6 protein-coding genes are annotated in these 15,766 nt (G+C 42.4%); 2 read left to right on the top strand and 4 right to left on the bottom strand.

What is annotated here, in order from left to right:
- Nucleotides 1-509: 509 nt before the first annotated feature.
- Entirely contained in the window at nt 510-992 is a 483-nt protein-coding gene (locus FJQ58_RS19995; protein ID WP_139996538.1) for an RNA polymerase sigma factor, read from the top strand.
- Complete coding sequence (locus tag FJQ58_RS19990) at nt 989-1,600, top strand: zf-HC2 domain-containing protein (protein ID WP_162341628.1); 612 nt, start codon at nt 989-991, stop codon at nt 1,598-1,600. The genes FJQ58_RS19995 and FJQ58_RS19990 overlap by 4 nt, the downstream gene beginning before the upstream one ends.
- Nucleotides 1,601-1,698: 98 nt before the next feature.
- On the opposite strand, the gene FJQ58_RS19985 is transcribed toward FJQ58_RS19990, so the two are convergent.
- The 4 genes from FJQ58_RS19985 to FJQ58_RS19970 all read right to left on the bottom strand — a co-directional run bounded on the left by FJQ58_RS19985 (nt 1,699) and on the right by FJQ58_RS19970 (nt 15,137).
- Nucleotides 1,699-5,472: an S-layer homology domain-containing protein gene (locus FJQ58_RS19985; protein ID WP_139996536.1), complete on the bottom strand. Its 3,774-nt coding sequence runs from the start codon at nt 5,470-5,472 to the stop codon at nt 1,699-1,701.
- A gap of 455 nt (nt 5,473-5,927) precedes the next feature.
- Nucleotides 5,928-6,242, bottom strand: coding sequence for a hypothetical protein (locus FJQ58_RS19980; RefSeq protein ID WP_139996535.1), 315 nt, complete (start codon nt 6,240-6,242; stop codon nt 5,928-5,930).
- A gap of 428 nt (nt 6,243-6,670) precedes the next feature.
- Nucleotides 6,671-10,558 carry an S-layer homology domain-containing protein gene (locus tag FJQ58_RS19975; protein WP_139996534.1) on the bottom strand — a complete coding sequence of 1,296 codons (3,888 nt, stop codon included), beginning with the start codon at nt 10,556-10,558 and terminating at the stop codon, nt 6,671-6,673.
- Between the two features lie 181 nt (nt 10,559-10,739).
- Entirely contained in the window at nt 10,740-15,137 is a 4,398-nt protein-coding gene (locus FJQ58_RS19970; RefSeq protein WP_139996533.1) for a helix-turn-helix transcriptional regulator, read from the bottom strand.
- Nucleotides 15,138-15,766: the final 629 nt, after the last annotated feature.

Here is a 15,766-nt window from a genome sequence, read left to right as displayed (position 1 = left end):
AATTGGTAGAATTATTTAAAAGCTGTCACAGACAATTAGAAGTGAAGTATTCCGTTAAGATAGATCATTTGCTCATCTTCAATCAACTACAAAAGAAATCAAAATAAACAATCCAAAATTTCGCTTTATTATATACTAAGCATTAACGGACATATGCTTGGCGCAGAGCGGCTCCTCAATAGGTAGACTCTAGTATCTGCCTGCTTTACGAAAAATCCTTTTCATAACTTTTAGTATCGTTTTATAAAAACCTTGAAAGAAGTCATTTAAATATTTTTGGACCAGGAAACGTACCAGGCTATAGAATAGTGAAATAACGATTATAAATACTGCTAGTTTTAAACCTATTTCAATATATGCCATTTAGATAAAATCCTCCTATTCAATGATTACAGTCACTTAAATTCTATCGAAAAACGGATGCCTTTTGGTTAAAATCAAAAATATTTTTAAAGCAAGCTGTAACGTTTACCGTTATTTTCGGATATATAGCGTGAGGAGGTGAACAGATGCAGGACACCGAGGAATTATACAGGGAATATTCGACCCAAGTATATAAATTCGTCTTTAGTTTTTGCCATAATCATTTATTGGCTGAGGAAATAACCCAAGAAACCTTTTATAGAGCCATAAAGTCCATACATCGATACGATGGTACCTGCAAAGTATACGTGTGGCTTTGCCAAATTGCCAAGCATGTCTGGTACAAGGAGCTGGACAAGCAGAACAAGAGGCAGCACGACAATATAGAAGATACCGCCTTGGTGGACTCTGATTCCACGGAATCACAATTTATTTTAGCTCAGGATAAAATGGATTTGTTCAAAAGGCTTCATTTGCTTGATCCCCATACGAAAGAAGTCATGTATCTGCGCATGACCGGTGAATTCAGCTTTAAGGAAATTGGCGAAATTCTTGGCAAGGATGAGACATGGGCAAGAGTAACCTTTTACAGGGGAAAACAAAAATTAATGAAAGGAAGATCATTATGAAATGCGATATTGTACGGGATTTATTGCCTTCTTATATTGAAAAGCTAACTTCCAATCATAGTAACGAAGAAATCGAAAAGCATCTGCAAACCTGTGAAGAGTGTCACCAGTTTTATAAGGAAATGATTGAAACCACTGGTCTTACCCTACCCGTCGTTGATAACGAAGAAGTGGAGAAACTAAATTACTTAAAGAAGGTTAAGAAAAAGAACACCAAGGCGATTGTAATTTCCATCGCTGCGGTACTCGTATTGGCTGCTTCCATACTTGGGCTCTTTGTCATTGGTTTCCCAGTGTCGTCTAAAGATGTAAACATCGTTTACGAGAAGAACAACGGAATTCTGGAAATAAATTTGACTTTGAAGAAGAAAAGCCAAGATCTGGTGTTCTCGAGTAAAAGTGAATTTATCAAAGATAAGGAAGGCAATGTCATCGGTTACGTAAGTCGCTACACGCCTAGAGGCTTGCTTCATAACCCTTTGGATAACGTAGGAAATGAGGTTATGGTAGGTACTCACTTGAATAACGAGATGGAGAGCCCCAACACCTTTATCATTGAATTTAAAGACAAAACGATGACGTTCGTTAACGGGATTCTGATGGAATAGAGCATTGTAGTGAATCCTACCTAGATAAAAGGGTGTCCCGAAAGCCATATGCTTCCGGGACACCCTCTTAGGTTAACTGCTCTCTTTTAAATTTTCACTTATTGCTCCAGCAATTTATCCAACAAACGAATGATCATCGCAACTGACTCCGCACGGGATGCAGATTCATTCGGTTTGAACGATCCATTGCCTTTGCCGCTTACGATGCCTGCATTTGCGAATGCGTTGATTTGTTCAGAAGCCCAGTTCGTAACTACATCCGAGAAGAGATTGGATGCGCTAGGAACATAGTTCGTCAATCGAGCAAGCATAGCCACAATCTCAGCACGGGAAATAGCTTGATTGGGATGGAAAGTACCATCGCTATAACCTGTGATTATCCCGTTAGCCTGCAATGCTGCAATCGCTTCTGATGCCCAATGCCCTTGTGCATCAGAGAAAGCGGAACTGCTTGAACCCTTTAGACCAAAAGCTTTGGCAAGCATTGTAGCGAACTCAGCGCGAGTGACCTGCTCATTGGGATGGTAAGAGCCGTCACTATAACCCGTTACAATTCCCATCTTAGCAGCGCGTTCCACTACCGAAGCACTCCATGAAGACGCTGGAACATCCTTAAAGCTAACGGCAGGAGCAGATTTCTCTTTTTCCACAATGGCCTTAACTACGTCCATATCTACCTTATCATTGAAGACAGGCTTCGAAAGCGTCGGTGTTGTTGTTGGCGCCGGTGTCACCGTCGCTGTAGGCGTTGGTGTTGGTGTTGGTGATGCTGTCGGCTTCGGTGTTGTCGGTGTTGTCGGCGTTGTCGGCATCGGCGACGTTGTTGGTGTCGGCGACGTTGTTGGTGTCGGTGACGTTGTTGGTGTCGGTGACGGCGTTGCTGTCGGTGTTGGTGTTGGTGTAGGCTCAATTTCGGTAGTTTTCACGACAGTAAACTCATCGATCTTATTTCCTGCACTCGTGCGTGCTTCCACATGGATTCCGTCCTCAGAAATTTCAATAGCGGAATATACCGGCACGTCTTCATCAAAAATATAATTCAAATAATTATACTGAGTACCATCGTAGAATTTCCAGCCCGAAGCACCGCCATCTAGATATACGGTGCCTTCATTTGTAGCCTTATTGGGCTTTCCATTTTGCATTGGATAGGTACGCGCATACACATGGTCATGGCCAACGAGAACCAAATCCACTTTCTTCTCTTCTAAAATTGGCGCAAAATACGTTTGCGTATACTCCACCAGCGTTTCTCGACCATTTTCTGTATGGTAGGCAGGACGGTGGAACATAGCGATCGTCCATTTTTTATCATTTTTATCTAAATCGTCTCTGAGCCATGCTGCTTGCTCAATCATTTGTTCCTCTGTACCCTCTGAGTTTAATACGACAAAATGGGTATCATCGACCTCATAAGAGTAAGCATATTGAAGCTGAGATTCTGGCCCGTTCGTTGGAAAATTTGCTCCCTTGGTGAATACTTCCTTCCCCTCACTCTTCACATCATGATTACCTAATGTTAGAGCAGTTGGAATTTTTGTTGCATAGACCGAAGAGGCTTCCCAGAACTTTTCCCATTCTTCAAATGCGCCGCCAACATCAACCATATCCCCGCCATGCATAACAAACTGTGTGGATGGATGTTGTTTCAATGCACTCGTCATAAGTTCTTGATACGCTTTAATTCCTTGCGATTGATTCGTATGAGAATCGGTAACATACAAGAATGAGGTCGGTGTTGTTTTATCTTGGTCAATTGTCGAATATTCATGCCACTCCGACCAATTGCCCTCATAGCCTACGCGATATTTGTATGCAGTATTTGCTTTCAAGCCTTCGATTAAGGCATTATGAAACCGAATTTCGCCCTTCGTTCCATTTTCCTTCATGCTAAGCACTTGAAGCTCACTCTCAGCTTCATGCTGTTTGACATGATCGATATCAGGGTTAACACCCGTTCCCCACTCGCTAGCTTCAATGTATTGAAGATAAGTAATGGTTTGGTCTGGCTTTGTTTGCCAAGCAGCGCTTAGCTCGGAAGACAGATCTTCTGCCACGTAAGTTTGAACATTTTGAGGTGTATCTGTACCGTACTGCTCTACGACTTCATAATTGACAACCTTACTGTTCTTATCACCGTTGACTGCTTGAACCTGATAGGTTCCAAGTGCCAATGTCGTTAGGTCTGTCGTTAATTGTCCTTTAGCATCTGTTTTACCTAGGCTGCCGTTCAATAGCTGCTTGCTAACGTCTGATTCAGAGATATAACCTGTGGTTTTGCCATCTGCAAAAATAATCTCAAACAATCCGTCCTCAGCTTCTGCTGAAGCATAGTAACGTTCACCCGCCTTTGCAACCATAACTACAGGAGAAGACGTATCGTCATCCTCATATACGTTAGACGTTACGGTATTAACCGTAACTACAGAGCTTTGCTTTAACAATCCAATGAAAACAATATCGGCGCCTTCATAAGGCTTGCCCTCATGGTCTACTACTGTAAAAGTAGAAGGCGTGCCTAAACCGACTCCCGCCATTTCCACCTGGTATGGAAATGCGATTGTATAGTGAATAGGAGCAGCTAATGGCGAGCTAGTCTGAATTCCGCCAGCTGTAAGATTTGTATTGCTCATGGTTACGGATTTGTAATATTCACCGCGCTCTAACGCAGCATGAGGGCTCACTCTGAAGTTAACCGTCACGACCTCCTGTGCTGCTGCCGTTACGTTATGAAGTGCTACCTGAACAACTCCGTGCACATTATCAACCTCTGAGGTTAGAACAACTCCGGTTGCCTGAGTAATGCTTTCAACTTGAAGCGTACTCGCGTCATAATTTAATGCGAATTCAGCCTGGTCTGCATTCAAGTAATCTTTGATACCGACTTTAACAGAATAAATTTCATTACTTACAGCTTCTTTGGCAGCATTCATGTACAAACGTTCTCCGGCATTCACTGTGAAGGCGTATGTTTTTCCTGCCGGATTCCCCGCTTTATCCTTCACTTCAATAGCTAGCTCATGATAACCGCCGTCTACATTTTTTCCAGGATAAGTTAATAAATGCGTTCCTTCAGAATATTGCACATGATCCGTAATATCCGCTCCATCCAAAAGAACCGATAATGAATCCAAATCCAAACCTGATCCGTTATCGTCTAGCTCAACCTTTAATTCGTCAAGCGGAGTGCTCAATACTTCATTTGGGATAGGCGATATAGGTTTAATGGTGGGAACATCTTTATCCTCATCAACCTCTTGATAGATAAAGGTAATATCATCTACCCAAATAGAGCCCTTATTTTTCTTGCTCATATTCGATTGTTTCAATTGGAAAAACAATTCAAGGACAATCGGACCTGGCTTGCCTTGCGGAACAGCCGCCTCGATATATTTCCATCCAGACCAGTCTATGCCCATTTGATTCTGATCATAAAATTCTGCTTGGAATGAAGATCCGCCACCATCTCTGAATTTCGTCGTTAGCAAATGTCCTTCATTGTTCCCGTAAACCCACATGCCTACTTTAGTAGGGTAACCGGTTACTAGAATATTTCCCGTTTTGTACCCTACTTCAATTTGAGAGGGGTTATCTACGATGCCAATCATATCGTAATCAATTCTAGCTGAATATTGTCCATTCCTTACAAGCTTCTTGTTATCTTCCAGATGCAGCGTAGCATTATACATGCGTTTAGGGTTAAATTTTACATCTGAGATTCCATCTTCAAAATCTTCAACGATAGCGGATGGCGTAGAACCATCTACGGCGTAGACATGATTATTGGGACCAAATCCAGTTTGTAACCCTCCACCTAGCAATGACATTATTGACGCGATTACGATTGTTTTACGAAATACTTTTGCTTTCATTATTTTTCCTGCTCCCCGTAGTGAAATTATTATTCTATGATTACTATATCAGCGCATTGTAAAATTAAATCTCTTTAAGTATTAAGAAATTATATTTTATTCATTTAAATTGCAATCGAGTTTATTTCCTGTAATTGGAAATTAAATTATATGAATTAGAGCATTCTATGAGCATACGTGGTTCTTACTTAAGCTAAGAAATGCAAAAAAAACCGTAACCTGTTATGGTTGCGGATTAATTAGTTAGGCATTCCGTTTTACCCCTCGATTTCTTTTGGCCAAAAGGTACGTAAATATGGAACAAGCCCGTTTCTATTTTTCATATAAATGCAATCATTTGAAAATTTGCTTATTCTTATTTGTGTGCTATTCGTTACTTTTGAGAAACAAATAAATATTTTCTCACGTTCAACCTCCTGCTTAGTTCAAGCATATATGATCATGTAGTTCAAAAGCTATTTCAGAGGCCCCTCTACAGGAATAACTATTTTGCTTTTGACAAACACATGGGCGAGATATTTTGAGTTATCCTCTACTTGTACATATCCTGGTGCTAAAGAGAATTTCATTAATTCATTATCTATGATGACCAAAACACTATTCATATCCCTGTATCTCGATTCGCTGCTTAACACTGTAATTTCTTTACTTTGGTAACTAATCAAAAATGTATCCACAAAAAGATTTCCAAATTCTACTGCTGTAACCACTCCTAAAAAAAGTGAAAACAAATACAATCCAATTAAAATTATTTTATTTATTTTTTTCAAAGTAGACTTAATCTCGTACCACGCAATATATTGAAATTCATAAAACAGTATATAGCAGACCAAAAAACTCGTTGTGATTTTGAAACTCAGAATTCTTTGTTCATACATATCGTATTTTAAAATGATGATACTGATCATGATCATAATAATAGTAAAAACGACGGGCAGCGTCCGTTTCATGCTTATTTTTTTCATATGTTCCTCGCTTTAAACGATATTACGCTAGAGGCAAGAGAGCGCAAGCGCGATCATCATTATTATTGAAGTTTGAATCGTATTGTTTCAAATGACCCTCAATAATTATACCTCATTTCCATTTCCTCACTCCTATTAAAATAAAAATAAGCACCGCCCCAAAAGCATGACTAGCATGCTTTTGGGGAACGGTGCTTCAGTGTGCTTTTGGTATCTATTGTACTAATTGCTATTTATTCCGTTGATACCAGCTTGAGAAGTCGAACGATCAAAACAACCGATTCTTCTCTAGAAGCGTTAGCATTTGGAATAAATTCATGCTCTGTTTTGCCATTGATAATACCGGCATTGCCTAAAGCGTTAATTTGATCTTTCGCCCAGCTGCCATTAATATCCTCAAATTTAGCGTTTGTATCTAACTGTGCTAAATCAAGCACTCTAGCCAATAATGCCGCGATTTCAGCTCGTGTAATGACACGATTAGGTTCAAAGCTTCCATCCGCATAACCTGTCATAATCCCCTTCTCTAAAAGGGCTCTAATGGCATTTTCAGCAAAATGGCCCGTTGCATCTGTAACCACTTGAGTTCCTGTAGCTGTAAATCCAAGTGCTTTTACAAGCATTTGAGCAAATTCCCCACGAGTGACTTTCGCCTCACCGCGGAATGTCCCGTTTGCATATCCCTTTACAATTCCAGCACGAGTAGCGAAGTCAATGTCGTCATAACTCCATGAATTCATTTTCACATCTGCAAAGGTTGTTGAACTTGCTAATTCAGCCTTTAGCTTAATTTCAGCAACTGCTTTTTTATCCACTTTGTCATTGTAAATCGGTTTGTTTACAACAGGCGTTGGGGTTGGCGTTAGTGTCGGTCCTGTTGGTGCCGTCGGTGTTGGCACTAGTGGTGCTGCTTCCACTGTCACGGTATAAGTGGTTGCCGTTGTTGCATTCTGCGCAGTAACAATGACCTTGTTGCCTGTCGCTAATGTAGTCGCTATCTCTACTCCGTTCGCCTCATAGACTTCAAAAGTCGCATGGGCTGCTGGGGTGATCGCTGCCTTAAACGCAGCTAACGTAGTTCCATAAGGAATATTCGTTATCGTTTCATTCCCTGTTGCGCCGGTGCTTACTGTGCCGATGGTCGAAGTCAATGTAGACGCCGTGCTTCTTGGCTTGATGTCCGCTAGACCAACGATTAATGCTTGTTCAACAGATGCCATATGATCTAATGTAGCTGCTGTACGGACGGTGATCGTATCTCCTTCTTCTACACCAATGTTATCTACAAAATTGGCACCCGTTGCTACGGCAATGTAATTCCCGTTATTTACTTTGTACTCCATTACATCTGTAACCTCATTCAAACGCGTAGTATCAACGTTAGTTCCTGGTGTCAGTTGCCCCGCTGGAGGACCTGCTTGCACCGCTATGGTGTAGATAGTTTTCGTAATTTCATCCTGCGCTGTAACAATGACCTTGCTACCTGTAGCTAATGTAGCCGCTTGGTCTATCCCGTTGGCCTCATAGACTTCAAACGTCGCATATACTGCTGGGGTGATCGCTGCCTTAAACGCAGCTAACGTTGTTCCGTAAGGAATATTCGTTATCGTTTCATTCCCTGTTGCGCCGGTGCTTACTGTTCCAATCGTCGAGGTCAATATAGATGCTGTGCTTTTCGGATGAATGTCCGCTAGTCCAACCGTTAAAAGCTGTGCAAAAGACTCCATATGATCTAGTGTAGCTGCTGTACGGACGGTGATCGTATCTCCCTCTTCTACACTAATGTTATCCACAAAAGTGGCTCCCATTGCTACGGCAATGTAATTGCCGTTATTGACTTTGTACTCCATTGCATCCGTAACATTACTCAAACGCGTAGTATCCACGTTTGTTCCTGGAGCTAAACTCCCCGCAGGAGGACCCGCTTGAACCGTTAAGGTGTAAGTAGTCACTGTTGTTGCATCCTGCGCTGTCACAATAACCTTGTTGCCTGTTGCTAAAGTAGTAGCTTGGTCTATTCCATTAGCCTCATAAACTTCAAATGTGGCATGAGCTGCTGGTGTGATTGCTGCCTTCAACGCTGCTAACGTTGTTCCATATGGAATTTTCGTTATGGTTTCATTCTCTGTGTCGCCTGTGCTTACTGTTCCAATCGTCGAGGTTAACGTTGACTCTGTGCTTTTTGGCTTGATATCCTCTAAACTAACGATTAATACTTGTTCAACAGATGCCATATGATCTAAAGTAGCTGCTGTACGGACGGTAATCGAATCTTCATCTTGTACGCTTATGTTATCTACAGTAGTAGCCCCCGTTGTAACTGCAACGTAATTCCCGTTATTGACTTTGTACTCCATCACATCCGTAACGCCATTTAAGCTTGTGGTGTCAGCATCTGTTCCTTGTGACAAATAACCTGCTGGAGAACCTTCTTGCATGGTTACTGCGTATGTGGTCTTCATTGTTGGATCCTGTGCTGTAACAATGACCTTATTGCCCGTTGCTAATGATGTTGCCTCATTTATTCCATTCGCCTCATAGACTTTAAAAGTCGCGCCCGCTGCCGGTGTAATTGCATCCTTAAACACAGCTAACGTTGTTTCATACGGAATGTCCTTGATCGTTTCATTCACCGTTCCGCCTGTGCTAACGGTTCCAATCGTCGAGATTAACGTTGACACCGTGCTTTTGGGATGAATGTCTGCTTGACCAACCGTTAATACTTGCGCATCAGTTGCTGGATAACCAGATCCTGCTGCTGTACGGACGGATATTGTATCTCCAACTTGTACGCTAATGTTATCTACAGAAGTAGCACCTGCTGCAACAGCAACGTAACTGCCATGATTAACTTTGTATTCCATCGCATCCGTTACACCGTGTAATTGTGTGGTGTCTACATTGGTTCCTGGCACTAAACTGCCTGTTGTTGGCGCTGCTGCTCTTCCTGTTACTGTGTAGCTTTCAACCATTGCTTCGTTATAAACCGTTCCCTTAACCGCAATAGCTTTAATGGTCATATCATCCGTTACCACGATAGGCGAATGGTAAAGTGTACTGTTCAACGTGGGCTCATCGCCGTTTGTCGTATAATAGATAGCTGCGCCTATCGTCTCGCTGCTAAGCTCTATCTCTGAATTCCACACAACAGAGCCGCCTTCAATATCTGCTGTAGGCGTTTCTGCTAAGAAAACTTGCAGCTCTGGATAGTGGCCTTCTTTTATAAACCACTCATTGTCGAAATCCCAGCCCAAGAATGTAGATTGTGTCTTCATTTCAGCAGTTGACTTCGGAGCTCCCTTTCCGGAATTATCCGTTTGCCCTGAAACCTCGCGATCATAAAAAGTATTAACGTGTACGCTAACATTTTCACCAAAATACGTGCCTCCTGCAAATCCGCCTAGGTTATAGTTACCTGTAACGTTACCTGCAGCATAACTATTTGTGCTTGAACTTTTATATTCAAGTCCGATTACACCACCGACATTACTTGCTGTCGAGGTAACATTAGCAGTTGAATAGCTGTTTAGAATTTTGCCATTATCTTGGTATCCAACTATGCCTCCTGTATAATCGGTTCCTTTAACCTTACCCGTCACATAGCTGTTGGATATCGTTGAAGATGACCTTTGAGTACCTGCAATAGCACCCGTAAAATACGTAGCATTTACTACATCCACATTTACAAACCCAATATTTCTAATAATTGAGCTTGACATTAGTTCTCCAATGAAACCGAGAAAGGTTACATTCCTGTTTATTTTCAATCCCTTAACCACATAACCATCACCATCGAGTGTGCCACTAAATGAATAAATAGGCGCCCAATATTGCCCGCCATTATACCCAGCACCCGCTACCGAGAGGTAATCCGTTAAATCAATATTTCCTCCGAGCTTGAAATGGCTACCCGAATAATTACGAATTCTATTTAACTGATCAGGAGTCGTAATAATGTAAGGATTGCCTATCACTCCGCTTCCTCCACTAAAATCTGACGCCGCAAACACTTGAGAAGGATTCGTCGTAGGACCAAATAATGAAATTATTATTACGAAACACAGTAATCCTATTAGACTAGCCTTTCCCCTTTTCTTATCTGTTCCTGTTCTCTGTACCATACCATTCTTTCACTCCCGCTTAATGATTTTTCAAAGCACTGCCCAAAGACCTAATCATAGGCTTAAGGTTTAAAGAAATATACTAACTAAAGTTAGCATTCCGCAAATAAAGTCGAAAAAGCCGATATTAGCACGCTTTAGGGCGTTAATATTGGCTTTTTCGACTATCTATTCAATACGATTAATCTACGAGTTGAAGTTCTCTTGCTCGCACAATTGCATGCGCACGACGTTTCACCCCTAGCTTTCCATATACTCGAAAAACATAACTTTTTACCGTTCCTTCTGTTAAACCAAATCGATAGGCGATTTCCTTATTGGACAAACCATCCGTCAGCGCGTAAAGAATCTCTGCTTCACGTTTCGTCAGTTGCTCTGGCAATTGCTCTGTCTGTTGCTCTGGCTGTTGCTCCCGTTGCTCGTTAGGAACAGTTTCAAGATTAAGCTCTGCAACACTTACCGTACTTATCTGTCCCTTGGATTCCTCTAGAGATTTTAGGTAGACCATCTGGCTAATCATTAGGCCTAGCATATCCACTACCTCTTCGGTAAACACGCCGGAGATGAGGTTGTTTTCCAAATAAAGAACGGATAGCAACGTTCCGCCTGGTATAAGAATTGGCATACAAAGAACAGATTTCGACTCATTTCGACGAATATAAGGATCTGCGGCGTAGGAGCTGCGCGAAGCATCTGCAAGCACAATCGACTCGCCAGTTTTGATCACATAACGAGCTATAGGCCCTGCGTATACCAAGGACTCTTCAGCATTTGCCACTTCACCTGAGTGATCGATAATAGAAAAACGATCTTCATCACTATTCAGTACATATCCCTTTTCTGCGCCAGAATATCGAAGAGCGGTTTCAAGAAAACGATTTACTACCGTTTGGCTTCCCTCACTACGGGACCAAACAGAAATTTGCTGTAAGAGCGACCTCTCGTCACCGAATAAGGGCATTGTTTTCCGCCCCATTTCATACGCTTCAACATCAATCTTCTCTAGCGTCCTATGTGGTGCCTGCGGTTCAACAGGTTCCGATCGCAGCCCGGGGTATGTCTCTCTCAGCTTCCTGACCTTGGCAACAGCCCCCCACTTTAAATAGGCAGCGCAGGCATCCGCCATAAGCGTATCTGCCCCGATCGCACTACCCGCTTCTCTATAGAAAAACGAAGCCCGCTCTAAAGCGATCCCCTCCATTAATGGTTGGCACTCTAGTCGTGCAACACGAATCGCATCCTCATATCCTTTTGTTGCTGCTAATAGATTCCCATCGATATGCATTAACTCTGCTCTGATGAGCAGATAAGCCGAAGATGCCTGTCCGAAATAGCCGGTCCATTTTTTCATGGCATACAATTGTTTGCTAAGCTTAAGACGAATGCCCCTACGCTCCCCTTTCGACGAATCCCTATACATAGCAGCAAGCGTTAAAGAGTGATAAATATGCTGCTTGCGAACTTGCATCCGTGTTTGCCTAAACGTGTTAAAACGGCCTTTCTCTACCCAGTCAAGCGCGTCGCGATACCGCTTCTCCAAATACGCAATTTCGATTTGGCCCGTACAAATATAATAGACTTCATGATTCAGCGTCTCCTCTGAGCGCACGCTCTGTAAAGGTAAAGCAACTTCATCACTTTCCTTGTCCTCGCCCTGCAGTCTCGTTACATAATCTCTTGCGATCCGGAATATGTTGTGCGTTACCTGATCTACAAGCATCTGAGAGATTTTTTCATAATCTGAAATACGCGCAGACAACGCATATAAATCACCCGTATGGGTTGTCGTGCTTGTCAGCATAGCAATACTCACATAAGTTAAATTGGCGGATTCCATCCCATAACGAATCGATTTTTCAAAATGCTCGACGCCTTCTTCCGGATTTTGTTGAAGCCTAGCAAGTCCCCTGATATAGTTCAGTCGGCATTGCAAGTCTGCGCTTTCAAATGAGGCAGAGAGAAGGATTGCCGTATCGATATAGTATAGCCCGGTATGGAACAAAGATATTTTATTTCTAAGAATGACCAAGCCGTAGCCAGCCAGTAAATAGGCAAATGATTCATTGTTTCCGTGCTTCAGACCATAGCGAATGAATTTTGAAAACAAAACGGCAGTCAATTCCAAGCTCAACGTAAATACTGACGTCGATATAGCCATTACGAGATCAGACAACGCTTTATAATGAGGGTCACGATTTATGGGTAAACGCGCAAGCTCCTTACGTTTGTTATGCAGCGCGATTTGTACCAGCATTAATTCCTTGGCGATCACTGCTTTAGAAGGTTTCAGCGGTAGCTTCCACCCGAATTCCTCAAGCGCCCGCCGCCCAATAGTTACGGCTATATCATCTCTTTTTAAATAACTATTCATGCCAATCCATATCATATAAATACGAGAGCGCTCAACCACATCTGTTGTACGCAGCATTAACCGCTCTAGCAGTTCTTCCGCAACACCCGCGCGGCCGCACATATATTCACACTCGGGCATCTCCAGCATCAACCGATAAGTAAGTGAATGCGTTCCCTTGCCGTCATCTTGAACCAAGCGCATGCCCATATTAAAATAATGCAGAGCAGCCGCAAATGCAGTCGTAGCCTTCGATTTCAACCCTGCCTGAAGATTGTATTCGGCTAGTTCGCTTCTCTCCGCCTCATCCGCTATCTCATGGCTTCCCAAATTCAAATGATAAACCATATCGAAAATCGTTTGTTCCAGCTGATTAGGTGAATAGATCCGCAGCACTCGTCCAATCTTGAGATGCAGGCCCGCTTTCGCTGGTTCAGGAACTAACTTATAAGCTGCCTGCTGTACCTTGTCGTGTAAAAAAGTATAATAACCGTCATCCGTTCCATTAGCGTCATACTCTTGATACAATAAACCTTCTGCCTCGACAGAATGTAATAAGTTTTTTGTATGGCTGACGTGGCAATCGCTTACTAGTGCAATCATAGAAGGACGAAATCGATGTCCGATAGCCGCCGCAATGGCAAGCAACTCCATCATTTCTGCTCCGAGATTCCGAATACGATCATCTATTAAATGAAGGATACCGGGATCTTCAGGCATCTGTGTCACAATAGTTGCTTCCCAAGCCCACATCGATGCTTCCTCATCGAAATAGAGCTTGCGCTCCCTATATTGGCTGTCTAGAAGATGGTGCAAATATAAGGGATTACCACCCGTTCGATGGTAAAGCGACTCCGCAAGCAAACGGACCCTAGCCGTATTTTCGTTTAGAATTTTCGATACAAAATGTCTCACATCGATATAGGATAATAGGGGCAATGCGATATGATGGAAGGATATCGGAGTTTCGTCCACATTCAAGGACAGGGAGTGTTCCATCCAAAATGCTGCAGCAGTATGAGTCTCCCCATCGCTTCTCTCTTCTGACATCGCTTCCTCACGGAAAGCGCCTATTAGGAGCAATCCATGCAGCAGCTTATCCTGCAAAAAGGTACGAAGAAGTTCCACGGTAGCCGAATCCGCCCATTGGAGATCATCTAGAAATAAAACAAGCGGATGTTCTTTGTCTACAAAGGCTTTGATGAAAATAGGAAGCAGGCGGCGGAGTCGTATGGAGGCTTCAGCAGGTGGAAGTGCTTCTACAGAAGGAATTTCACCAAAAAGCGTTTCCGCCTCCGGCAGTAGAGCTGTAATAACGCCAGCTCCTTGCCCTAATTCTTCCGCTAATCTAGACTTCACCAAGTTCAACCTTGCTGGTGCTTCGCTCATGGTTTGTTTAGTTAGCCAACGAAGCGCCTGAAGAATGGGTGACAGTGGGATATCCCGATTCTTCAGTTCACATTTTCCGGCTGCGAACTTACCGCCTATCTTTGTAACAGACACTTCAAATTGCCGGATGAGTGCAGTTTTACCGCTTCCCGCCTGACCGCTAACGATAACGAATGCAGATTCGCCAGAACGAACCTGTTCGTAAGCCTCACGAAGCAGCTCGTCTTCCGCCTCACGCCCAAATAGTGTTCCCGGCAAGCGGAAACGGCTTGCCTCATCTGCATGAGCAATGTCAAAGGATACGATATGACCTTTATCTACTAATGAAGAAATACATCTTTTCAAATCGACTAGCAGCCCATATGCACTCTGATAACGTTCCCCTGGCGACTTCGACAGCAGCTTCATAATAATAGCCCCCAGCGTTTCAGAAAGCTCAGGGCGAAGCTCGATCAAGGGGGTGGGAATAATAGCTAGATGAGCATGTAACCATTCCTCCGTACTATCAGCTTGAAACGGTATTTTCCCTGCAAGCATGTCATAATAGATTATGCCCAGCACATATAAATCGCTGCGCTCATCAGGCGAACGGTTAAGTCTTCCGGTTTGTTCTGGTGAGATATAGACGTAATCCGTTTCACGCTTACTTTCAATCACAGCCAAATGGGTTTCCGAATCAATCCGAATATGAGCAGGATTTAAATCACCTAGGATACTGCCCTGCTTATGTGCCATATGAACCTGTTCCGTAATGGATATAGCTATATGTAAAAAGGCCATAACTTCTATCGGAGTCCCTTTTAGCCATTCTTTTAGCTTAATTCCCTCTTCTTGCGGCAACGTTCCCAATCCTCCATTAACCTTTCAAACTACTAAAAAACGAACAGCGCCATAGTTCATCTTATTCTAACATTAACTTTTAAAGTAAAATATACAAATCTCGACAAGAATATACTCGGTAAAGTATAATGCCAACCAAATAAAATAAAACCTTAAAGGGCATTAAGCCAATCAAGGTTAATGAAGTTTTTGCTCTCTTAAATAATGATACTTGCACGTTTAAAATTAATTAAGTCAGGATCTACTTTCACTAGCATATCCTCGAATTCTTCCCATCCATTTTGCTTTATGAAATTCGCTTCGTTATAAGTTATTGGTATTAGCCACGCCTGAATAATCGATACATCACCAACGCAATTAAATGCATGAAATGAATCCAGAAAATAAGTGCCCCCTATTTCTTCCACTTCTTACAACTCGGATATTCTAATCTTGTGTTTTTGATCATTATTTATTGATTTTTTATATGATTTTCCCAAGTATTTTCTTGTTAGTCTATGCTAGAGTATGATCAATAACCAGACTCTATTTTGTCCAGAATGGGAAGTCACATTCAGTTTTTCTTACAAGTTGAGCATAGTTCACTCCCGTTTGGTTTTGGTATTTGAAGAATTGTTTCTTCGTGTAGA

The organism is Paenibacillus paridis (assembly GCF_006345825.1).
Taxonomy (GTDB): Bacteria; Bacillota; Bacilli; order Paenibacillales; family Paenibacillaceae; genus Pristimantibacillus; species Pristimantibacillus paridis.
This window is presented reverse-complemented; position numbering and strand designations above follow the sequence as displayed.